Annotated in this window: 16 protein-coding genes; 1 reads left to right on the top strand and 15 read right to left on the bottom strand. The window is 71.1% G+C overall.

Translation table 11 applies throughout. The features are described from left to right. The first annotated feature begins 25 nt into the window (after positions 1 to 25). Positions 26 to 1,414: an OFA family MFS transporter gene (locus tag ACFT4A_RS05025; protein ID WP_382826061.1), complete on the top strand. Its 1,389-nt coding sequence runs from the start codon at positions 26 to 28 to the stop codon at positions 1,412 to 1,414. Positions 1,415 to 1,511: 97 nt separating this feature from the next. Here the strand turns inward: ACFT4A_RS05025 and ACFT4A_RS05020 are convergent, their stop codons facing one another. The 15 genes from ACFT4A_RS05020 to ACFT4A_RS04950 all read right to left on the bottom strand — a co-directional run bounded on the left by ACFT4A_RS05020 (position 1,512) and on the right by ACFT4A_RS04950 (position 21,252). Beyond that, complete coding sequence (locus tag ACFT4A_RS05020; protein WP_382826059.1) at positions 1,512 to 2,588, bottom strand: sugar phosphate isomerase/epimerase family protein; 1,077 nt, start codon at positions 2,586 to 2,588, stop codon at positions 1,512 to 1,514. 80 nt (positions 2,589 to 2,668) lie between these two features. Further along, positions 2,669 to 4,108 (bottom strand): alkaline phosphatase family protein, encoded by a 1,440-nt coding sequence (locus tag ACFT4A_RS05015; protein WP_382826057.1) that lies wholly within the window; start codon positions 4,106 to 4,108, stop codon positions 2,669 to 2,671. Continuing rightward, a complete protein-coding gene (eboE, locus tag ACFT4A_RS05010; protein WP_382826055.1) occupies positions 4,105 to 5,274 on the bottom strand; it encodes a metabolite traffic protein EboE in 1,170 nt (389 codons plus the stop codon). The genes ACFT4A_RS05015 and eboE overlap by 4 nt, the downstream gene beginning before the upstream one ends. A 3-nt stretch (positions 5,275 to 5,277) precedes the next feature. Further along, the gene (locus ACFT4A_RS05005) at positions 5,278 to 6,198 is read right to left on the bottom strand and encodes a TatD family hydrolase (protein ID WP_382826054.1); all 921 of its coding nucleotides are present in this window, start codon (positions 6,196 to 6,198) and stop codon (positions 5,278 to 5,280) included. Further along, positions 6,198 to 6,923, bottom strand: coding sequence for an EboA domain-containing protein (locus ACFT4A_RS05000; RefSeq protein WP_382826053.1), 726 nt, complete (start codon positions 6,921 to 6,923; stop codon positions 6,198 to 6,200). Before ACFT4A_RS05000 ends, ACFT4A_RS05005 begins: the two co-directional genes overlap by 1 nt. Beyond that, complete coding sequence (locus ACFT4A_RS04995) at positions 6,920 to 7,909, bottom strand: sugar phosphate isomerase/epimerase family protein (RefSeq protein ID WP_382826051.1); 990 nt, start codon at positions 7,907 to 7,909, stop codon at positions 6,920 to 6,922. Before ACFT4A_RS04995 ends, ACFT4A_RS05000 begins: the two co-directional genes overlap by 4 nt. Beyond that, a complete protein-coding gene (locus ACFT4A_RS04990) occupies positions 7,906 to 8,982 on the bottom strand; it encodes an SCO3242 family prenyltransferase (RefSeq protein WP_382826049.1) in 1,077 nt (358 codons plus the stop codon). Before ACFT4A_RS04990 ends, ACFT4A_RS04995 begins: the two co-directional genes overlap by 4 nt. Next, positions 8,979 to 10,169, bottom strand: a complete 1,191-nt coding sequence (locus ACFT4A_RS04985) for an inositol-3-phosphate synthase (protein WP_382826048.1) — start codon at positions 10,167 to 10,169, stop codon at positions 8,979 to 8,981. The genes ACFT4A_RS04990 and ACFT4A_RS04985 overlap by 4 nt, the downstream gene beginning before the upstream one ends. An 81-nt stretch (positions 10,170 to 10,250) precedes the next feature. Next, on the bottom strand, positions 10,251 to 13,979 hold the full coding sequence (locus tag ACFT4A_RS04980; RefSeq protein ID WP_382826047.1) for a ThuA domain-containing protein: 3,729 nt from the start codon (positions 13,977 to 13,979) through the stop codon (positions 10,251 to 10,253). 101 nt (positions 13,980 to 14,080) lie between these two features. Next, positions 14,081 to 15,079, bottom strand: a complete 999-nt coding sequence (locus tag ACFT4A_RS04975) for a sugar phosphate isomerase/epimerase family protein (protein WP_382826045.1) — start codon at positions 15,077 to 15,079, stop codon at positions 14,081 to 14,083. 15 nt (positions 15,080 to 15,094) lie between these two features. Further along, positions 15,095 to 16,309 (bottom strand): Gfo/Idh/MocA family protein, encoded by a 1,215-nt coding sequence (locus ACFT4A_RS04970; RefSeq protein WP_382826043.1) that lies wholly within the window; start codon positions 16,307 to 16,309, stop codon positions 15,095 to 15,097. A gap of 61 nt (positions 16,310 to 16,370) precedes the next feature. Continuing rightward, complete coding sequence (locus tag ACFT4A_RS04965) at positions 16,371 to 17,417, bottom strand: substrate-binding domain-containing protein (protein ID WP_382826041.1); 1,047 nt, start codon at positions 17,415 to 17,417, stop codon at positions 16,371 to 16,373. A gap of 17 nt (positions 17,418 to 17,434) precedes the next feature. Next, positions 17,435 to 18,451, bottom strand: a complete 1,017-nt coding sequence (locus ACFT4A_RS04960; protein ID WP_382826039.1) for an ABC transporter permease — start codon at positions 18,449 to 18,451, stop codon at positions 17,435 to 17,437. Then, the gene (locus ACFT4A_RS04955) at positions 18,448 to 19,965 is read right to left on the bottom strand and encodes a sugar ABC transporter ATP-binding protein (RefSeq protein WP_382826037.1); all 1,518 of its coding nucleotides are present in this window, start codon (positions 19,963 to 19,965) and stop codon (positions 18,448 to 18,450) included. Before ACFT4A_RS04955 ends, ACFT4A_RS04960 begins: the two co-directional genes overlap by 4 nt. 105 nt (positions 19,966 to 20,070) lie before the next feature. After that, positions 20,071 to 21,252: an ROK family transcriptional regulator gene (locus ACFT4A_RS04950; protein ID WP_184588398.1), complete on the bottom strand. Its 1,182-nt coding sequence runs from the start codon at positions 21,250 to 21,252 to the stop codon at positions 20,071 to 20,073. Positions 21,253 to 21,421: the final 169 nt, after the last annotated feature.

Genomic DNA, 21,421 nt, shown 5'->3' with positions numbered 1-21,421 from the left:
TTTCGACGCAAGGGGTGCAATCCACGTGACAACCACCGACGTTCCACGGGTCGCCGCCTATCGCGAGCTGACCGACAAGAACGGACGCGTCTATCGCGTCGGCGAGTCCGACATCGACATCATGGGGCGCAAACGCAAGTGGATGGTGATCCTGCCCTGGATCGGCATGATGGGCATCTCCTCCGCCGAGTACGCGTTCGCCTCAGCCGAGGACACCCTGCACACGGCGCACAGCTGGAACAGCATGCACATCTTCTGGATGATGACCGTCTGGGTCTTCTTCCAGGCCGCGGTGGCCTTCCCCGCGGGCAAGCTGCGTGAGAGCGGAAGGCTTCCGGCCCGCTGGGCGATGATGTGCGGCGCGACGGGCACCCTGCTGGGCTATCTGTCGCTGGCGTTCGCACCGCACGTCGTCTTCGCCTACATCGGCTTCAGCATGTTCAGCGGCATGGGCGCGGGCATGGTGTACGCCACCTGCGTCAACATGGTCGGCAAGTGGTACCCGGAGCGCAAGGGCGGCAAGACCGGCTTCGTCAACGGCGGTTTCGCCTACGGCTCGGTGCCCTTCGTCTTCCTCTTCAACGGCTACATGGACCTGACCAACTTCCGCTGGGTGCTGGTCTCGGTGGGTGTGTTCCTGGCCGGGATCGTCGCCTTCTCCGGCTACTTCTTCAGGGACCCGCCGAAGAACTGGTGGCCCTCCGCGATCGACCCGCTGAACCCGCCCGCCGACCCGCGCGCGGCACGCTCGCTGCGGATGAACCCGCCGGCGGTCCACCAGTACTCCCCCAAGGAGGCGTGGAAGACCGGCCGGGTGGCCCTGATGTGGTTCTGCCTGGCGTGCACGTCCGGCGTGAACATCTTCGGTATCGCGTTCCAGGTGGACATCGGCGAGGAGGCCGGCTTCGCGGGCGGGATCGTGGCCACGGCCATGTCCCTCAAGGCGATCGTCAACGGTACCGGCCGCGGCGTCATCGGCTGGCTCTCCGACCTCTACGGCCGCAAGCGGTGCCTGCTCGCCGTGTGTGTCATCCTGGGCCTGGCCCAGTTCGGCATCCTCTGGTCGGCGGACAGCAAGAACCTGACCCTGTTCCTGATCTTCTCCGCGATCTCCGGCTTCGGCGGCGGCGCCATCTTCCCGATGTTCGCGGCCCTCACCGCGGACTACTTCGGCGAGAACAACAACGCGTCCAACTACGGCATGGTCTACAGCGCCAAGCTCGTCTCCGGTCTGGGCGCGGGTATGGGTGCCGTGGTCGTCGGCGCCTGGGGACACTCCGGTGCCTTCATCTTGGCCGGATCGATCTCGCTCTTCGCCGGCTGCGTGGCGCTGTTCCTCAGCCCGCCGGGGCGCGACAAGGAGGAGAGCCGCATCGTTCCCAATCCACAACCGCTCGGCGAGGACACGGCCTGACCGTGACGCGCCCGGACCCGGCTCGTGGGCCGACCGTCCCACCTGTGAGGAGGCCCCTCCCTGACGCGGGAGGGGCCTCCTCATGCCGGTAGGGCCCTCAGCACTTCTCCCTCAGGGAGTGCAGGTGCGCGCTGGAGCGGCGCGCGAAGGTGAAGGACTCGGCCGGGTTGTCGTGCTCGGCCTGCCAGTGGTGGGCCATGCGGTGGCCGCGCAGCCGGGTGACGGCGGAGATGAAGCGCTGGTAGTCGATGTCGCCGTCGCCCACGTCGGTCATGTTGTAGCCGTACGGGTTCGACGGGTCGCTCTCCCCGTCCTTCACGTGGAACAGCGGGTAGCGGTCGGGCCGCTTGAGGACGTAGTTCAGCGGTTCGAAGGGCGCGGGCTTGCCGTCGGGCCGCTTGGAGAAGCGGAACTGGCCGACGTACGCCCAGTAGATGTCCATCTCCAGATAGACGAGGTCCGGGTCGGTCTCCTTGAGCAGGATGTCGTAGAGGCGGACCTTGGGGTTGTCCGTGGCGAAGGAGAACTCCTCGGAGTGGTTGTGCTGGTAGAACTTCATGCCCCGGGCTTTCGCCGCGGCGCCGTAGGTGTTGAAGTCATCGGCGGCGCGCTTCCAGGCGTCGACGGTGGAGCCGTAGCGGAACGGGCCCGAGGCCGTGCCGATGTGCTTGAGGCCGAGGGCCTGGGCGTCGTCGAGGACCTTGGTGAGGTTCTGCGCGAAGGTGTAGGCGTTCGGGTCGTTGGAGTAGTAGCCGACGTGGCTGCCGATGGGGTTCAGGCCGTGGTTGCGGGCCAGCCGCTTGAGCTGGGCGAGCGTGATGGGGCCCGCGGAGCCCTGGGTGTAGCCGGCGAACTCGACCTCGTCGTAGCCGTACCTCTCCAGTTCGGCGAAGACGGGGCCGAAGCCGAGGGTGGAGACCTTGTCGCGCAGGCTGTAGAGCTGGATGCCGAGGCGGCCGGGCGGCAGGACGGGGCGGCCCCGGCCCTTGGCACCGGACGCGGTGCCGGTGGCGCCCGTGTTGCCGGTGGTAGCGGTCGCACTTCCGGTGGCGGCCGTCGCGGGGGCCGCGGCGCCGAGCAGGGCGGCGGCGGTGGCGCCGGCGGCCACGCCGAGCATGCCGCGTCTGCTGAGGCGGTGAGTGAGTTCGGGATCGGGCTGGGAGAAGCGGCTCATGCGTGGAACTCCTCGTGATCGCGGGGCGTTGTCAGTGGTGAGTGCTTCACTTGTGACCAGTCGGGACTGAGGCTCTGTCCTCAGCCGAGGCCGGCGAGTTCGAGCAGCAGTGACTTCACATCGGTGGCCGCGACGCGGTCACCGACAGCACGGGGGGTGGAGCAGATGAGGAGCGGACCGTCGTCGTCGCTCGCCGGAAGGCGGCCGTGGCTGCCGCGAATAGGTGAGGGGTCCAGGGGCACGACCGCCATGCGGTAGCGCATGCCGAGTTTCTTGCGCGCCAGTGCGGTGGCCGCCTTCACCTTGACGTAGGGGTCGAGGGGATCCATGAAGAGTTCGACCGGGTCGTAGCCGGGTTTGCGGTGGATCTCGACGAGCTGGGCGAAGTCGGGCGCGTGGGCGTCGTCGAGCCAGTAGTAGTACGTGAACCAGGCGTCGGCTTCCGCCACGGCGACGAGTTCGCCCGCGCGCGGATGGTCGAGGTGGTGGGCCTTCTTGCCCTCGTCGTCGAGGAGTTGGCCGAGGCCGGGCAGACCGTCGAGGGCGGCCCGGGTGGCGTCGAGGTCCTCGGGGCGGCGCACATAGACGTGGGCGATCTGGTGGTCGGCGACCGCGAAGGCGCGTGACGCCATCGGGTCGAGGTACTCCATGCCGTCCTGCGTGTGCACTTCCAAGAGGCCGGCGCGGCGCAGGGCGCGGTTGATGTCGACGGGCCGGCTCACACGGGTGATGCCGTACTCGGACAGCGCGACGACCGTGCGGCCCTCGGCGCGGGCGTCGTCCAGGAGCGGGGCCAGGGAGGCGTCCAGGTCGGCGGCCGCCTTCAGGGAGCGCGGGTCGTCGGGGCCGAAGCGCTGCAGGTCGTAGTCGAGATGAGGGAGGTAGCAGAGCGTCAGATCGGGGTGCCGGGTGCGGTTGATGTGGCGGGTCGCGTCGATGATCCACCGGCTGGAGACGAGGTCGGCTCCGGGGCCCCAGAAGTGGAAGAGAGGGAACGTGCCGAACTTTTCGGTGAGTTCGTCGTGCAGCGCGGCCGGCCGGGTGTAGCAGTCGGGTTCCTTGCGGCCGTCGGCGTAGTAGACCGGACGGGGGGTGATGGTGAAGTCAGTGTCGGCGCCCATGGCGTACCACCAGCAGATGTTCGCGACGGTGTAGCCGGGGTGGGCGCGGCGGGCGGCGTCCCAGAGCTTGTCGCCGGCCACGAGCCCGTTGTGCTGGCGCCACAGGAGGACGTCGCCGAGTTCGCGGAAGTACCAGCCGTTGCCGACGATGCCGTGCTCCGAGGGCATGGTGCCGGTGAGGAACGTGGACTGGGCGGCGCAGGTGACGGCGGGCAGGACGGTGCCCAGCGCGGCGCGGGAGCCGGACTGTCCGAGCGCCTTGAGACGGGGCATGTGGTCGAGGAGCCGGGGGGTGAGGCCGACGACGTCGAGGACGAGGAGGGGTGTGGGGCCTGCCGGGGCCGGGTGGGAGCCATGGGCGGAAGGGTCGGCGCCCGGGGCGGAAGGGTGGGTGCTCATGGCAGCTCCTTCAGGCCGAGGTCCGTCAGCAGGTCGCGGGCGAGGGTGAGTTCGGCGGCGATGCCCTCGGCGAGCTGGGTGCGGCCCCGGGGGCGCAGCTCGGGCGGGAGGGCCTGCCAGGTGTAGGTCTCGACCTCCAGGTGGCGGGTGAGCGGGGCCGGGCCGCCGACGAGCCGGGTCAGTGCGGACTTCAGGACCGGGAGTGTGGAGGTGAGAGGCGCGGCGGGGGCCGCGTGCAGGGGGACGTGGAAGTGGGCGCGCCAGGGTGCGCCGTCCGGCAGGACGTGGCCCGCGAGGGCCTCGTCGAGGTCGTCGGTGGCGCGCAGGCCGGCGGCGGTGGCCGTGCGGGTCTGGTGCAGGAAGCGGGGTTCGTCGAACGCGGCGAGGGCCTCGCGGACCTCGGGCAGATGGGGGTGCTCGGCGTGCAGGGCGGCGGAGAGCTGGGATTTGACGACGGGGACACGGGCCTCGGTGAGGGCGTCCAGGGCGGTGTCCGGATCTTCGAAGGAGGTGGCGAGATGGCAGGTGTCGACGCAGATGCCGATGCGGTCGTGGCCGATCGCGGTGAGCGGGGCGATGGCGTCGCGGGTGGTCTCGACGACGCAGCCGGGTTCCGGTTCCAGGCCGACGCGGATGGAGCGACCGGTCAGTTCCTCGATGGCGTCGAGACGTTCGGCGAGGGTGCGCAGGGCGGTGCCGGCGGTCTCCGCGCGCTCGTCGTCGTAAGCGGTGCGCCAGGCGAGGGGCAGGGTGGAGATGGTGCCCTCGGCCACGTCGTCGGGGAGGAGTCCCGCGAGGACCCGGGCCAAGGCGCTGGTGTGGTCGAGGCGTTCCGGGTCGGCCCAGTCCGGCTTGTAGACGCGGTACTTGACCTCCTCGGCGCCGAAGCCCTCATAGGGGAAGCCGTTGAGGGTGACGACTTCGAGGCCGCGCCGGTCGAGTTCGGTGCGCAGGCCGCGCAGCGCGGACGGGTCGGTGACGAGGGCGTGGGCGGCGTCCTTGGCGAGCCACAGCCCGATCCCGAGCCGGTCGCGTCCCAGCCGGCGGCGGACGGGCTCGCAGTGGTCACGGAGCTGGGCGAGGACCCCGTCGAGGGTTTCGGCGGGGTGGACGTTGGTGCAGTAGGCGAGGTGGACGGTGGACCCGTCGGGGTGGCGGAAGCGCATGGTTCACGCCCCCGCGACGGGGACGCGAGCCGGCTCGTCGCCGTCTCCCGGACCGGGATCGATCTCGTGCGGGTCCTTGGGGGCACCGCGGAGGATGGAGTTGCCCTCGTGCGTGGCCTCCGTGCCGGTGACGTCGAGGTTCAGGCGGCCGCTGAGCCCGTAGAAGGCGACGGGGTTGCGCCACAGCACCCGGTCGACGTCGTCCTCGTCGAAGCCCTCGGCCAGCATCAGGTCGCCGACCTTGCGGGTCTTGAGGGGGTCGCTCCTGCCCCAGTCCGCGGCGGAGTTCACCAAAACCTGCTCGGTGCCGTAGGCGCGCAGGATCGCGACCATCCGTTCCTCGTCCATCTTGGTGTCCGGATAGACGGAGAAGCCCAGCCAGCAGCCGCTGTCCTTGGCCTCCTTGACGGTGGTCTCGTTGAGGTGGTCGACCAGGACGCGTTCCGGTGGCAGGGCCGACTCCCGGACGGCGTCGAGGGTGCGGCGCAGGCCGGCGAGCTTGTCGCGGTGCGGGGTGTGGACCAGGGCGGGCAGGACGTGGTCGGCAGCGAGCTGGAGCTGCGTGGCGAGGGCGGCGTCCTCGGCGGGGGTCATCGAGTCATAGCCGATCTCGCCGACGGCCACGACGTTGTCCTTGACGAGATACCGGGGCAGTTCATCCAGGACGGGCGCGCAGCGCGGGTCGTTCGCCTCCTTGGGGTTGAGGGCGATCGTGCAGTGGTGCGCGATGCCGTACTGGGCGGCGCGGAAGGGTTCCCAGCCGAGCAGGGCGTCGAAGTAGTCACGGAAGGAGGCGGGCGAGGTGCGGGGCTGGCCGAGCCAGAAGGAGGGCTCGACGACGGCGCGGACGCCCGCGGCGTACATGGCCTCGTAGTCGTCGGTGGTCCGGGAGGTCATGTGGATGTGGGGGTCGAAGATGCGCATCAGGACTCCTTGCCGTGGGGGTGGTCCGTGCCGGGGGCCGGGGGCACGGACTCGGTCAGGTCCAGGACGCGGTACAGGTCCTCGGGGACGGTGCGGCCGGCGGCGGTGCGCTCGGCGGCGTAATCGCCCAGCATGCGGGCGAGTTCGTCGTCGCCGTGGGAGCGCCGGGGCAGGTCGGCCACGTGCTCGACGGGGACGCCGGTGAACAAGCACTTCAGCACGGCGTGGCGCCAGTCGTGGGGGGCCAGGTGCCGGGCGGCGTACGGGCCGACGGCGGCGGTGAGGAGCCTGGTGTCGTTGGTGCGCAGGGCGTCCTCGACGAGAGGGAGGGCGCCGGGGCCGGACACGAGGTGGGGCAGGGCGTGCAGGACGGCGCGGCGCTCGTCGGCGGTGCCCTGGAAGTACACCCGGGTCAGGGCGTCGGTGCCGGCGCGGGCCGCGTGCAGGATGAGGACCCGGGCGGCGTCGGCGTGCGCGGCACCGCAGCGACGACCGGCCTCGGCGAGACGCAGCTCCCACGGGGAGATCGGCCCGTGGATGCCGGGATGGGCGGCGGCCTCGTCGAGGGCGTGCTCGAGCCAGGACCGGGCGGCTCCGTCGAGGTGGGTGGTGAGGTGGCGACGGAGATCGGCGGGCGAGGGGGTGAGAGCGGTGCCGGGACCGGGTTGGCCGCTGTGGGTGGTGCTGTCGGTTCTTGCCGCCGGTGTGGTGCGGGGCTGGGTCATGCGGTGCTGCTCCCTTCAGGGGTGGCGGAGGGAGCGCCGTGGGGTGGCGCGGCCTGCTGGAGGGCCGGAGCGGGGTGGGGCGACGCGGTGGCCGCGACCTGCTCGGCGTGGCGGAGGAACGGGAGGGAGTGCGCGGCGAAGTGCGGGCCGGCGTGGGAGTGGCGGGGCAGTTCGACGACGGTCAGGCCCTGGTAGCCGGTGGCGGCGAGGGCCGCCAGGACCGGCGGGAAGTCGATCTCCCCGTCTCCGAACGGGAGGTGCTCGTGGACACCGCGCCGCATGTCCTCGATCTGGACGTGCCGCAGCCAGGGTGCGGCGGCCCGCACGCAGTCGGCGGGAGAGAGGGGTTCGAGGCACTGGCAGTGGCCGAGGTCGAGAGTGAGGCCGAGATGCTCCGGGTCGCCGAGCGTGCGGCGGAGGTGGTGGAAGTCGGCCAGGGTGGCGAGGAGGTGGCCCGGTTCGGGTTCGACGGCGAGCGGGATGCCGGCGGAGGCGGCGGCGTCCAGGACGGGCGTGAGGGTCTCGGCGAGACGCTTCCACGCGGTGTCCGTGTCGGTGCCGTCCGGGAGGACGCCGCTGAAGCAGTGGACCGCGTGGGCGCCGAGGTCGGCCGCGACCCGCACGGCAGTGACGAGGAGTTCGGCCCGGCGCGCCCGGTCACCGGGGTCCGGGTCCAGCAGGGAGGGGCCGTGTTTGCGGCGCGGGTCGAGCACATAGCGGGCGCCCGTCTCCACCGTGACGCCCAGGCCGAGCGCGTCCAGCCGCCGGGCGACCCGTCGGGTGCGGGTGGCGAGGTCGGGGGCGAGGGGGTCGAGGTGCATGTGGTCGAGGGTCAGACCGACGCCGTCGTAGCCGAGATCGGCGAGGAGGGAGAGCGCGTCGTCGAGCCGGAGGTCGGCGAGACCGTTGGTGCCGTAGCCGAAGCGGAGGGGCTGGAGGGACTGGAAGGGCTGGAGGGGATCGAGAGGAGCGATCTCCGGAGTCACGTCACACTCACCTTCCTCGCGAGCCGCGCTCCCAGCGGGGCCAGGGCCGCGATGAGAAGGGCCGTGGCCGTGCCCTTGGAGCGGGCGGTCAGGGTGGCCTGAAGGGGGATCGTGGCGCGGACGCCGGCGCCGACGGCTCGTTGGGTGAGCGGAGGTGAGGGGTTGAGCGTGGCGTGGAAGTAGGGGCGGGCGGTGGCCGCGACGTAGGCGGCCGCGAGAGCGGTGGTGACCGCCATGCCGCTCTCCTGCCGCGGCCTCGCGGGACTGAGGTGTGCCGCGGGCTTCCGGCCGAGCACAGGTCCTGGAGGCCGAGTCGCTCCTGGCCCGAGAGGGGCAAGAGCGGTTGTCCCCCGGTGCTCTGAAGGGCGGTGCGTCACCACACGGGTCAGCAGGGCGGTCGTCGCGAGCGCCGCCAAGGGGGCCAGAGGCGTACCGCCCTGGGCTTCCTGACGGGAGACCGTCGTGACGGCCAGCGTGTGGGTGCCGAGGAGGGCCGCTGAGGGAAGGGCCGGTCGGGTGCGGCCGGTCGTTGCGGCGGCTCCCAGGAGCAGGTCGAGTCCACGGGCCGCGGCCATGGCCACGGGGCCCGCGGGGGTGTGCTTCAGGCCGAGGTCGTACGCCCAGACCGTCGCCGCGAGGGGCACGGCGACGGCCAGGGCGGGACGGCCGGCGCAGGAGGCCAGGGCCAGCCCCGCGCCGGTGAGAGCGCAGGCCGCCGTGAGTGCGGCAGCCGGGCGGATGCGGCCGGAGGGCAGGGGGCGGTGCGGGCGTTCGACGGCGTCGATGTCGCGGTCCGCCCAGTCGTTGAGGGCCATGCCGGCCTCGTAGAGACAGAGGGAGGAGCCGATGGCGAGCAGGGTGCGGGCGTTGGGTGTCGCGCCGGTCGCGGCCGTGCCGGCCAGGGCGTCGCCCGGGACGCTGAACAGGGCGGGCAGACGGAGGAGTTCGGCCCAGGCGCGTCCGCGCGGTGACCGGCCGGTGCAGGTGCAGGGGGCCGTGTCGCCGGTGCCGGCTCGAGGAGCGGCTGTGGACGAGCCCGCAGAGCATCCGCAAGAGCTGTCGCGAGGCGTCACAGGGCATCCCCCACGTCGTCACGGCGCTCCTCCACCGACCCCACACCCCGGCGGCCCTCTTCACCGGCCCGCCCCAGGCTCCGCCCGAACCGGACCAGTTCCTCGTACTGCTCGGCGAGGCCGGACGGCCCCTCCCCCACGGGGTCCTTGAAGTAGAAGCCGAGGGCGTCGAGCGGACCGGACCGGCCGGCCTCGTGGGCCCGGAGGGTCAGCCGGGCCAGGTCCAGGACCAGGGGTGCGGCAAGGGCCGAGTCGCAGCCCTGCCAGATGGTCTGGAGGATCATGCGGGTGCCGAGGAAGCCGTCGAAGGCGATGTGGTCCCAGGCGGTCTTCCAGTCGCCGAGGGCCGGGACGTCGTCGATGTGGACCTCGCCCTCGGGGACGGTGCCGAGGGTGTCGGCGAGGACGCGTTCCTTGCCGGCGTTCTTCGCCGCGGCGGCGGCCGGGTCGGCGAGGGCGGCTCCATCGCCCCCGCCCAGCAGGTTCGTGCCGGACCAGGCCCGGACCCGCAGCGCCCGCTGCGCGAACATCGGGCCCAGCACGGCCCGCAGCAGGGTCTGTCCGGTCTTGCCGTCCCGGCCGGCGTACGGCAGGCGGCACCGCTCGGCCTCGCGGGCGGCCGCCGGGTGGTGGATGCCCTCGGAGGGGGTGAAGTTGACGTAGGGGCAGCCCGCGCGCAGGGCCGCCAGTGCGTACAGGGTGCTGGCGGGGAGCGGGGCGTCGGGGCCCTGGGACGCTGGTTCGGTGGAGGCGACGTTCACCACCACGGTCCGCTCCAGCTCGTGGCGGTGCGCGAAGTCGCGTATGTCGTCGGCGAAGGCCGTGATCAGGTCGGCTTCACTCCTCGTGTCCCCCGGGGTGGGGCCTCCGGGCCTGATCTCCCGGTCGGCGGCGGCGAGGTCGGCGGCGACGGCGGTGGCGACGCCCGGCGGGAGGACGCCGCCGGCGGTCAGGGTCTCGGCGCGTTTGGGGAGGGGGCAGTCGAGGGTGTCGTGGCCGCCGAAGACGAGGTCGGACAGGGCGGGCAGACCGCTGGCGGTGAACGCCGGGGTCTCGGTGACCATGCCGGTGGGCGGGTGGAGTCCCGCGGTGATGGCGGCGCACCCCGTGACGACGGTGGTGGCGACGGAGCCTCGGGCTCCGATCAGCCACACCCCCACACGCGGTCGGGAGAGGGACGCGGACATGGGCAGCCTCCTGAACGTGCGCGAACCCGAGGGGGAAGGGAGACGGCGGGCGGGGGTCCGGCGTCCCCCGCCCGCCGCCGTTCAGTCGCCCTTGACGGGCAGTTCCTTCAACTGGATGTTGCGGAAGGAGACCTGGTCGTCGGCGCCATGGTTCTGGAGGCCGATGTAGCCGTCGGTCAGGCTCCGCTGGGGGTCCTTGTTGGTGAAGTCGTTGATCTTGACTCCGTTGAGGAACACCTGGAGGCGTTCGCCCTGGACCTTGATCTCGTAGGAGTTCCACTGGCCGGGCGGCCGCAGCACCTGGTCACGGGCCTTGATGTTCGCAGACTTGAACGAGTAGACGGAGCCCGTGGTGCGGTCGGCCGCGTCCGTGGCGTCGATCTGGATCTCGTAGCCCTTGTTCACCGCGGACCAGGGGTCGTCGGAGGCCGGGAAGCCCACGAAGATCCCGGAGTTGTCGTCGCCCCGCATCTTCCAGTCGAGCTTGAGGGAGTACGACGTCAACTCCTTGGCCTGGTACCAGAGCAGGCCCATGCCGCCCTCGGACTCCATCACGCCGTCCTTGACGGCGAACTTGCCGGGGCCGGCCTGCTTCCAGCCGTCCAGGGTCTGGCCGTTGAAGATCTTCCGGTGGTCCTTGCCCGGCTTGCAGTCCGCCTTCACCTGGCCGGTGGCGTACTGGAGGCCGCCGAGCAGGTGGGCGCGGAAGGCTTCCTCGGCGTAGGACTCCTTGGTGTGGCCGCCGCCGGTGTAGAAGGACCGGCCGCCGCCGTAGCTCTGGCACCAGGCGATCGGGTGGTCGCCCTTCATGTTCCCGCCCTGGTAGGTGGTCTCGTCCAGGGTGGCGAGGACCTTGGCCTGCTCACGGGGGTTGGTGCGGTAGTTGTACCACTCGTCGGTGCGCTCCCAGGCGTCGTCCAGATGCCCGGTGGACGGGTGGTCGTGGTCCTCGACACGGACGGTGGCCTTCTGGATGGCCGGGTGCGAGTCGAAGTAGGCGCCGACGAGGCCGCCGTAGAACTGCCAGTCGTACTCGGTGTCGGCCGCGGCGTGGATGCCCAGGTAACCGCCGCCGCCCGCCACGTAGTCCTCGAAGGCCTTCTGCTGCTCGGCGTTGAGGACATCGCCCGTGGTGGACAGGAAGGCCACCGCGTCGTACTTGGCGAGGTTGGTCGTGGTGAACTGGCGGGCCTCCTCGGTCGCGTCGACCGTGATGCCGGCCGGGCCGCCGAGCTCCTTCAGGGCGGTGATGCCCGCCGGGATGGAGTCGTGCCGGAAGCCGGCGGTCTTGGAGAAGACCAGGACCTTCTTGCCACCCTTGAACGGCTCCTTGGAGAACTCGAAGTCGTCCACGTCGTAGAGCGCGCCCTCGCCGCCCTTGAAGACCAGATAGATGTCCGTGGTCTTCTTGGGCAGGGACCGCAGCGGAACGTCGACGTTCTGGAAAGTCTCCCAGCCGCCGGTCGGCGGGATGTACGCCGAGCCGTGCAGCGGTCCGTCGGGCGAGCCGGTGCGCAGTTCGATGAAGCCGCCCGCGCCGCCGGAGGAGGCCCGCACGGTCATCTTCTTCTGCCCGTCGAACCGGTAGGGGGTGAAGGAGATCCAGTCGCCGTCGTCGATGTTGCCGACGGTCTTGCCGCCGTTGGCGCCGGTCTTGTCGATCACCGTCACGCCCGACTGGGTGGTGAAGTGCTCGCCCTGGCGGTGCAGGGGCTGGAGCACGGTGCGGGCGGTGCCGGTCAGGGCCTCCTGGCCGTTGGCCCCGCCGTCGGTGTAGCCGGCGCCGACGACGCCGTAGATGTTGGCGTTGGGGTCGTGGCCGCCGTCACCGGGGGGCGGCTTCAGGGTGCCCTCGCAGCCCATCTCGCTGGTCAGCTCGTGGGCGTGGGAGTCGTGGCCGAGGCTGTAGGCGACCTTGACCTTGGAGCAGTCGACCGTCTCCTCGGGGTCGGTGACGGTCACCTTGAAGGGGACGGGCTTGCCGAATTCGGCCAGGGCACCGTTGCCCGGGATGTCGATCCGCACCTTGGGCTCGGTGTTGCCGACCACGATCCGGGTGCTGGCGTTGCCGGTGTGGCCCTCGGCGTCCTTGGCGGTGAAGGTCGCGGTGTAGGTGCCGACCTTCTTGTACTTGTGGGTGGGGTTGAGGCCCTCGCCCTTGGTGCCGTCGCCGAAGTCCCAGCTGTAGGTGAGGTCCGGGGAGTCGGCGTCCTTGGCGGAACCGGTGAACTTGACCTTCAGGCCGGCCGCTCCGGACGTCTTGTCGGCGCTCACCTCGGCGATCGGAGAGAAGCCGTCCTCGGCGTTCTCGATCCGGTACAGCGCGGAGTGCTCGTCGCCCTGGAACCAGGAGACGCCGTAGTCGAGGACGTAGAGCGCGCCGTCGGGGCCGAACTCCATGTCCATGATCTGGGTGCCGGTCCACGGGAAGTCGTTGATCTTCGCGACGGCGCCCTCGGCCGTCTGCTCGATGCGCTTGATCCAGCGGCGGCCGAACTCACCCGCGAAGAAGTCGCCGTCGTAGGCCTCGGGGAACTTCACCTTGGAGTCGAGGTCGGGGTCGTAGCGGTAGACCGGGCCGGCCATCGGGGACTCGGAGCCGGTGCCGAACTCGGGCACCGAACCGCCGTCGTAGGGGATCCAGGCGGCCTGCGCGGGCGGCAGGTCGGTGAGGCCCGTGTTGTACGGCGAGGTGTTCTTCGGCGCGGCGCAGTCGAACTTCTCGCCGGACTCCTTGGTGGCGAAGTCGTAGTCGAGGTAGGCATCGTTGTTGCCGGTGCAGAACGGCCAGCCGAAGTTGGCGGCCTTCGTCACCTTGGCGAACTCGACCTGTCCCGCCGGGCCCCGCTTCGGGTCGGCGGCGCCCGCGTCCGGGCCGTAGTCGCCGACGTAGACGATGCCGGTCTTGTCGTCGACGCTCATCCGGAACGGGTTGCGGAAGCCCATCGCGTAGATCTCGGGACGCGTCTTGTCCGTGCCCGGGGCGAAGAGGTTGCCGTCCGGGACGGTGTACGAGCCGTCCTCGGCGACCTTGATGCGCAGGATCTTGCCGCGCAGGTCGTTGGTGTTGGCGGAACTGCGGCGGGCGTCGAAGGCGGGGTTGCGACCCTCGCGGTCGTCGATGGGCGTGTAGCCGTCGGAGGCGAAGGGGTTGGAGTCGTCGCCGGTCGACAGATAGAGGTTGCCGGCCGCGTCGAAGTCGATGTCGCCGCCGACGTGGCAGCAGATGCCGCGGGAGGCCGCGACGTCGATGACCTTCTTCTCGCTGGCCGTGTTCAGCGTGCCGTTGGCGTTCAGTGTGAAGCGGGAGAGGCGGTTGACGCCGTCGAACTTCTTGAACTCCTCGGCGGTGCCGGTCTCCGGGGCGTCGCCCGCGGGGGTGTCGAGCGGCGGGGCGTAGTAGAGGTAGATCGCCCGGTTGTTCTTGAAGTCCGGGTCGATGCCGACGCCCTGGAGGCCCTCCTCGTCGTGGCTGTAGACGTCGAGCTTGCCGGCGATCTTGGTGACGCCGCCCTGGTCGGTGAGGCGCAGTGTGCCGTCGCGCGAGGTGTGCAGCACGCTGCGGTCCGGGAGCACGGCGAGCGACATCGGCTCGCCCGTCTCGGGTTCGCCCTTGGCGAGCGGCACCTGCTGGAACTGCCCGTCGGCGACCGGTTCGTCGTGTTCCGGATGGCCGGGGTGGGCGCCGGCGACGGTGGCGGGGGTGCCCACGGCCAGGAGCAGGCCGGTGAACAGGGCGACCGTGGCGCGAAGCCCGGGAAGCCTGGGATACCTGGGGGTGCGGGTGCTTCTGAGTCTGGTTCTGTGCACGAAGTCCCTCCGGGAACGGGGTGGGCCGTACGGGGTGGGTGCGTAGACGTGCGGTGCGGGCGCCGGGGTGCGCCGTCACCCCGGAGGTTAGATGTCCTGGTTCAGCTGTTGAACGCCGCGTCGAAGGACGCGCTCGGTGGGTCGAAGTCGAAGGCCTTCAGCCGGGTCAGCGCCTCGGGCGCCCCCTGGAGCCGGTCCATGCCGGCGTCCTCCCACTCGACCGAGACCGGGCCCTGGTAGTCGATGGAGCGCAGCATCCGGAAGACGTCCTCCCAGGGGACGTCGCCGTGCCCGGCGGAGACGAAGTCCCAGCCGCGCCGCGGGTCGCCCCAGGGCAGATGGGAGCCGAGCCGGCCGTTGCGTCCGTCGAGGCGCTTGCGGGCCTCCTTGCAGTCGACGTGGTAGATCCGGTCGCGGAAGTCCCAGAGGAAGCCGACCGGGTCGAGGTCCTGCCACACGAAGTGCGAGGGGTCGAAGTTGAGGCCGAAGGCGGGGCGCCGGCCGACCGCCTCCAGCGCGCGGGCCGTCGTCCAGTAGTCGTAGGCGATCTCGCTGGGGTGCACCTCGTGGGCGAACCGCACGCCCTCGGCGTCGAAGACGTCCAGGATCGGGTTCCAGCGGTCGGCGAAGTCCTGGTAGCCGCGCTCGATCATCGCGTCGGGGGCGGGCGGGAACATGGCGACCAGGTGCCAGATGGCGGAGCCGGTGAAGCCGATGACGGTGTCGACGCCGAAGGCGGCCGCGGCGCGCGCGGTGTCCTTCATGCGTTCCGCGGCCCGCTGCCGTACGCCTTCCGCGTCTCCGTCGCCCCACACGGCGCCCGGCACGATGGCCTGGTGGCGTTCGTCGATGATGGCGTCACAGACCGCCTGGCCGACCAGGTGGTTGGAGATGGCCCAGCACTTGAGGCCGTACTTGTCGAGCAGGGCCCGGCGGCCGTCGAGATACCCCGGGTCGGAGAGCGCCTTGTCGACCTCGAAGTGGTCGCCCCAGCAGGCGAGTTCGAGTCCGTCGTAGCCGAAGTCGCGGGCGAGCCGGCAGACCTCCTCCAGGGGCAGGTCCGCCCACTGGCCGGTGAACAGCGTGAACGTACGCGGCATTGCGCGTCAGCCTCCTCAGACCGCGATCGGTGTGTAGACGGAGTTCTTCTCGGCGCTCTCCTCGACCGCGGCGAGCACGCGCTGCACCTGCAGCCCGTCGGCGAAGGAGGGTTCGGGGCGGCGGCCCTCGGCGACGGCGTGGACCAGGTCGCGGGCCTGGTGGACGAAGGTGTGCTCGTAGCCGAGGCCGTGGCCCGGCGGCCACCAGGCGTCCAGGTAGGGGTGGTCGGGTTCGGTGACGAGGATCCGGCGGAAGCCGGCCTCCGCGCCCGGCTCGGTGCCGTCGTGGAACGACAGCTCGTTGAGCCGCTCCAGGTCGAAGGCGAGCGAGCCGCGCTCCCCGTTGAGTTCGATGCGCAGGGCGTTCTTGCGGCCGGTGGCGTAGCGGGTGGCCTCGAAGGAGGCCAGGGCGCCGGAGGGGAAGCGGGCGGTGAACAGGGCGGCGTCGTCCACGGTGACCTGGCCGGTGCCGGCCGAGGAGACCGCGGCCAGGCCGCTGGTGGCACCGGTGGGCAGCGGCCGCTCCCGTACGAAGGTCTCCGTCAGCGCGGAGACGCCCGCCAGCCGCTCCCCCGTCAGATACTGCGCGAGGTCGACGATGTGCGCGCCCAGGTCGCCGAGAGAGCCCGAGCCGGCCTGCTCCCTGCGCAGCCGCCAGGTCAGCGGGAACTCCGGGTCGACGAGCCAGTCCTGGAGGTACGACACGCGCACGTGCCGCAGCCTGCCCAGGCGGCCCTCGGCGACCATCCGGCGGGCCAGGGCGGTGGCCGGCACCCGGCGGTAGTTGAAGCCGACCATCGCCACCTGGCCGCGTGCGTACGCCTCCTCGGCCGCGCGTTCCATCGACGCGGCCTCCTCGACGGTGTTGGCGAGGGGCTTCTCGCACAGGACGTGCTTGCCGGCGGCCAGGGCGGCGAGGGCGATCTCGGCGTGGCTGTCGCCGGGGGTGCAGATGTCGACGAGGTCGATGTCGTCCCGTTCGACGAGGGCACGCCAGTCGGTCTCGACGGACGCCCAGCCGTGCCGGTCCGCCGCTGCCCGCGCGGCGGCGGCGTCCCGGCCGCAGATCGCGGCGCGCACCGGGTTCAGCGGCAGGTCGAAGACGCGGCCCGCGGTGCGCCAGCCCTGGGAGTGGGCGGCGCCCATGAAGGCGTAGCCCACCATCCCCACGCGCAGGGGTGGCTTGCCTGCCTCCTCGGTCCCTTCTGACTGCTGCTGCGGCTGTCCCATGTGGGAGTCCTCCTCGTCCTGGTCGGGGTCGCGCACGTGGGGGGTGCGGGGGCGGAACCGGTCACTGGAAGCCGGTGGGCATGTACTGGTCGACGTTGGTCTTGTCGACGACGGCCGAGTAGAGGGTGATCGACGCGGGGATCTCGAACTCGGCCATGCCGCCGATGCCCTTGCCCTGGCCGAGGGCGCGGGCGAGGTCGATCGCGGAGGCGGCCATGGTCGGCGGGTAGAGAACCGTCGCCTTGAGCACGCCGTCGTCCTGCTTGATGGCCTGGAAGGCGGAGAGCGCACCGGCCCCGCCGACCATCAGGAAGCCGTCGCGCCCGGCCTGCTCGATGGCGCGCAGCGCGCCCACGCCCTGGTCGTCGTCGTGGTTCCACAGCGCGTCGAACTTCGACTGGGCCTGGAGCAGCTGGGCCATCTTGGCCTGGCCGGACTCGACGGTGAAGTCGGCGGCCTGGCGGGCGACCTTCTTGATGTTGGGGTAGTTCTTCAGGGCGTCGTCGAAGCCCTTGGTGCGCTGCTTGGTCAGCTCCAGGTTGTCCAGGCCGGCCAGTTCGATGACGCGGGCGCCCGACTTGCCCTTGAGCTTCTCGCCGATGTAGTGCCCGGCGTTGAGGCCCATGCCGTAGTTGTCGCCGCCGATCCAGCAGCGGTAGGCCTGCGGGGTGTTGAAGATCCGGTCGAGGTTGACGACCGGGATGCCCGCGCGCATCGCCTTCAGCCCGACCTGGGTGAGGGCCTTGCCGTCGGCGGGCAGCACCACCAGGACGTCGACCTTCTTGTTGATGAGGGTCTCGATCTGGCCGATCTGCTGGGCGGTGTCGTTGGAGCCCTCGGTGATCTCGAGGGTGACGTCGGAGTACTTCTCGGCGCGTTCCTTGGCGTTGTCGTTGATGGCGTTGAGCCAGCCGTGGTCGGCCTGCGGTCCGGCGAAGCCGATGGTGACCTTCTTGCCCGGCTTGTCGTCGGCGGCGGGCTGGTCGTTCCCGGCCGGCTCGTCCTTGGAGTCGGAGGGCTCGTTGCTCGTGCAACCCGTCAGGAGGGCACCGGCGGAGACGGCGGCGGCCCCGAAGAGCAGTCCTCTGCGGCTCGTGATCTCTGTCATGGCGGTGAACCCTTTCCTCAGGTCGTGCTCGCGGTACGGCGCTGGACCAGCACGGCGGCGACGATGATCGCGCCCTTGGCGATCTGCTGGACGTCGCTCTGCAGGTTGTTCAGGGCGAAGATGTTGGTGATCGTGGTGAAGATCAGGACGCCCAGCACGGAGCCGGTGATGGTGCCGCGGCCGCCGGTGAGCAGGGTGCCGCCGATGATCGCGGCGGCGATGGCGTCGAGTTCGTAGAGGTTGCCGTTGGTGTTCTGGCCGGAGCCGGACAGGATGATCAGCAGGAAGGCGGCGATGCCGCAGCACAGGCCGGACAGCAGGTAGAGGTAGAGCCGCTGGCGGCGTACGTCGATGCCGGCGAGCCGGGCGGCCTCCGGGTTGCCGCCGACGGCGACGGTGCGGCGGCCGAAGGTGGTGCGGTTGAGCACCAGCCAGCCGATGACCGTCACGACCGCGAAGACCAGGACCAGGGGCGGGATACCGAGGACGTAGGCGTCGCGCTCGCCCAGGTCGAGGACGGAGGGCACGGTGACGATCTGTGTCTTGCCGTCGGTGATCTGCAGGGCGAGGCCGCGGGCGGAGGCCAGCATGGCGAGGGTGGCGATGAACGGCACCATCGCGCCGTAGGCGATGAGCACCCCGTTGACCAGGCCGCAGCCGACGCCGACGATCATCGCCGTGAAGAGGATGCCGGCGAAGCCGTACTCCTGGGTGGCGACGGTGGTGGCCCACACGGAGGCGAGGGCGACGATCGCGCCGACCGACAGGTCGATGCCGCCGGAGACGATGACGAAGGTCATGCCGACGGTGACGACGCCGATCACGGAGGCCTGGGTGAGGACGAGTTGCAGGTTGCGGGTGTCGAGGAACTCGTCGGGCTTGGTGATGCCGCCGATGAGGATCAGCGCGGCGAGCACGCCGAGCAGGGAGAGGGTGCGGACGTCGGCGCGGAACAGCAGGCCGCGCCAGGCCGGGGGCTGAGCCTCGGGCACCTTGTCGGTGCTGTCCCGCGGTGGGGAGACGGGCTGCGTCATGACGCCGGGCTTCCTTCCATGACCAGGTCGAGTACGCGGTGTTCGTCGAGTTCGCGCGCGGGTGCCGTGTGGACGACACGGCCCTCGCGCAGCACCAGGACGCGATCGGCGAGGCCGAGCACCTCGGGCACCTCGCTGGAGACCAGCAGCACGGCGAGGCCTTCGTCGGCCAGCCGGCGGACCACGGCGTACAGTTCGGCGCGCGCGCCGACGTCGACACCGCGGGTGGGTTCGTCGAGCAGCAGCATCCGGCAGCCGCGCAGCAGCCAGCGGGCCAGGACGGCCTTCTGCTGATTGCCGCCGGACAGGGTGCGCACGGGCACGGACGGGTTGTCCGGCCTGAGGGACAGCTCGCGCGTCGCGGCCCGGGCGGCACCGAGTTCGGCGCCCCGGTCGATCCAGCCGCCGCGCGAGAAGCGGGACATGGAGGAGACCGACACATTGCGGGTGACGGACTCCAGCATCAGCAGGGCCTGGGCCTTGCGTTCCTCGGGGGCGAGCCCGAGTCCGGCGCGGACGGCGGCCCGTACGCTGCCCGGCTTCAACGGGCGCCCGTCGACAAGGACCTGACCGGACGTCGGTTTCCGGGCCCCGTAGACGGTCTCCAGGATCTCGGAGCGGCCCGAGCCGACGAGTCCGGCGAGGCCGACGATCTCGCCGGGCCGGACCTCCAGGTCGAAGGCCTCGAACTCCCCTTGGCGGGCCAGCCCTTGAATCTGGAGAACCGATTCTCCGGTCGGCGGGGACACGGGCCGGTCGGGGAAGACGTACTCGACGTTGCGGCCCGTCATCAGCGCGACGACCTCGCGGGTCGGCGTCGACTTCGCCGGGAGCCCGTTCGCGACGGCCCGCCCGTCCTTCAGCACGGTGACCCGGTCGCCGATGCGCCGGATCTCCTCCAGCCGGTGCGAGATGTAGACGACGGCGACTCCGCCGGCGGTGAGATCGCCGACGATACGGAAGAGGTTGTCGACCTCGTCCGGGTCGAGAGCGGCGGAGGGCTCGTCCATCACGATGAGCCGCACGTCGTGGGAGAGCGCCCGGGCCATGGACACGATCTGCTGCTGCGCGGCCGACAACTCCCCGACCAGGCGGGCCGGATCGACCTCCGGATGCCCGAGCCGCTTGAGGAGCCGAGCGGTCGACTCGCGCGCCGTCCTCCCGCGTACGACGAACCCGGCGGTGGTCGGTTCGTGGCCCAGGTGGACGTTCTCGGCGACCGACAGATGCTCCACCAGGTCGAGTTCCTGGTAGATGGTGGCGATGCCGAGACGCATGGCGGCGATCGGCGAGCGGAGCGTGACCTCCTCGCCGCGCCAGCGGATGGTGCCGGTGTCGGGTTGGTGGGCACCGGCCAGGACCTTGATGAGGGTCGACTTGCCGGCGCCGTTCTGGCCGAGCAGACAGTGCACCTCACCGGCCTGGACGTCGAGGTCGACGCCGTCGAGCGCCCGGACTCCGGGGAACGACTTGGTGATGCCGGACATGCTGAGCAGCGGTGGTTCTGGTGCCATGCGAATTCCCCTTGGCGGGCGGGCCGGTTTCAGGGCAGGGCGGAGCGGAGCGGAGCAGGGCACTGTGCAGGGCGCGGTAGTGGTACGCCGTACGGAACTGTGCGCTTACGCAGGTGAGAACAGGTGATCGCTGATGAGCCGGGCCGCGCCGATGACACCGGCGGCTGGTCCCAACTCGCCCAGGACGATGGGCAGATTGCCGGTCGCCAGCGGCAGCGACTGGCGGTAGACCTGGGTGCGGATCGCGGCGAGCAGCGTGTGGCCGAGGCCGGTCACCCCGCCGCCGATCACCACCAGGCCCGGGTTGAAGAAACTGACCAGGCCTGCGATGACCTGGCCGGTGTGATTGCCGCCCTCGCGGATCAGGTCGAGGGCAGTGGCGTCGCCCGCGGCGGCCGCGGCGGCGACGTCGACGGCGGTGAGACCGCCGTTCGTCTCCAGACGTGACGCCAGTTCGGCCGAAAGCCCCTGCTGGGCGGCCTCCGTGGCGTCGCGGGCGAGGGCCGCCCCGCTGAAGTGGGCCTCCAGGCAGCCCCGGTTGCCGCAGGCGCAGGGCCTGCCGTCGGGCACGGCCTGGATGTGCCCGATGTCGCCGGCGCTGCCCGTCGTACCGCGGTAGACCTCACCGCCGACGACGATGCCGCAGCCGATGCCGGTGCCGATCTTGACGCAGAGGAAGTCGGCGACGGTGCGGGCGACGCCCGCGTGCTGCTCCCCCATCGCCATGAGGTTCACGTCGTTGTCGACCATGACCGGGCAGCCGAGTTCCTGGCTGAGCGCCTCCCGCACGGGGAAGCCGTCCCAGCCGGGCATGATCGGCGGTGCCACCGGGATGCCCTCGGGGAAGCGGACCGGGCCCGGGACGCCGATGCCGGCGCCGTCGAACCCCTCCGCGAGCCCGGAGGCCTTGAGCTTGGCGGCCATGGCCAGGACTTGTTCGAAGACCGCGACCGGGCCTTCGCGTACGTCCATGGGCTGGTTGATGTGGCCGAGCGTCTCCAGTTCGGCGTTGGTGACGGCGACGTCGACCGAGGTCGCGCCGATGTCGACGCCGAGGAAGCGCAGACCGGGGTTGAGCCGGATGTTGTGGGAGCGGCGGCCACCGCGCGAGGCGGCGAGTCCGTCGGCCACGACCAGCCCCGTCTCCAGCAGCCGGTCCACCTCCACGGCGAGCTTGGACCGCGAGAGGTCGACCTGGTCGCCCAGCTGGGCACGGGAGTTGGGGCCGCCGTCGCGCAACAGCGTGAGCAGTCGGGCCTGGTGGGCGTTTCCGGGTCGTGCGGTCATACGTCTCACGAGCCCCTCCCCGCCTCGATCGGCCTGTGCGCGCCGGTTTTCCGCCACATCAGTGGCTTGCTTTCGAAGGGAACGTAGCAGCGGCTGCCGGAGGTGGGAAGAAGTCGCGCAGGAATTGGGTTCCACTTTTTCCACTCACAGGACAAAGACGCGAGGGGCG

The sequence above is a fragment of the Streptomyces sp. NPDC057099 genome (genome assembly GCF_042671245.1).
Taxonomy (GTDB): domain Bacteria; phylum Actinomycetota; class Actinomycetes; order Streptomycetales; family Streptomycetaceae; genus Streptomyces; species Streptomyces purpurascens.
Note: the sequence above shows the minus strand (reverse complement) of the source record. Positions and strands in the feature narration are given on the sequence as shown.

What these genes read in the sequence shown, in the direction of transcription:
- ACFT4A_RS04985 (WP_382826048.1), bottom strand. Translation starts at nt 10,169, where the DNA reads ATGTCCGCGTCCCTCTCCCGACCGCGTGTGGGGGTGTGGCTGATCGGA.
- ACFT4A_RS05020 (WP_382826059.1), bottom strand. Translation starts at nt 2,588, where the DNA reads ATGAGCCGCTTCTCCCAGCCCGATCCCGAACTCACTCACCGCCTCAGC.
- ACFT4A_RS04970 (WP_382826043.1), bottom strand. Translation starts at nt 16,309, where the DNA reads ATGGGACAGCCGCAGCAGCAGTCAGAAGGGACCGAGGAGGCAGGCAAG.
- ACFT4A_RS04955 (WP_382826037.1), bottom strand. Translation starts at nt 19,965, where the DNA reads ATGGCACCAGAACCACCGCTGCTCAGCATGTCCGGCATCACCAAGTCG.
- ACFT4A_RS05005 (WP_382826054.1), bottom strand. Translation starts at nt 6,198, where the DNA reads ATGCGCATCTTCGACCCCCACATCCACATGACCTCCCGGACCACCGAC.
- ACFT4A_RS04975 (WP_382826045.1), bottom strand. Translation starts at nt 15,079, where the DNA reads ATGCCGCGTACGTTCACGCTGTTCACCGGCCAGTGGGCGGACCTGCCC.
- eboE (WP_382826055.1), bottom strand. Translation starts at nt 5,274, where the DNA reads ATGCGCTTCCGCCACCCCGACGGGTCCACCGTCCACCTCGCCTACTGC.
- ACFT4A_RS05015 (WP_382826057.1), bottom strand. Translation starts at nt 4,108, where the DNA reads ATGAGCACCCACCCTTCCGCCCCGGGCGCCGACCCTTCCGCCCATGGC.
- ACFT4A_RS04950 (WP_184588398.1), bottom strand. Translation starts at nt 21,252, where the DNA reads ATGACCGCACGACCCGGAAACGCCCACCAGGCCCGACTGCTCACGCTG.
- ACFT4A_RS04965 (WP_382826041.1), bottom strand. Translation starts at nt 17,417, where the DNA reads ATGACAGAGATCACGAGCCGCAGAGGACTGCTCTTCGGGGCCGCCGCC.
- ACFT4A_RS04960 (WP_382826039.1), bottom strand. Translation starts at nt 18,451, where the DNA reads ATGACGCAGCCCGTCTCCCCACCGCGGGACAGCACCGACAAGGTGCCC.
- ACFT4A_RS05000 (WP_382826053.1), bottom strand. Translation starts at nt 6,923, where the DNA reads ATGACCCAGCCCCGCACCACACCGGCGGCAAGAACCGACAGCACCACC.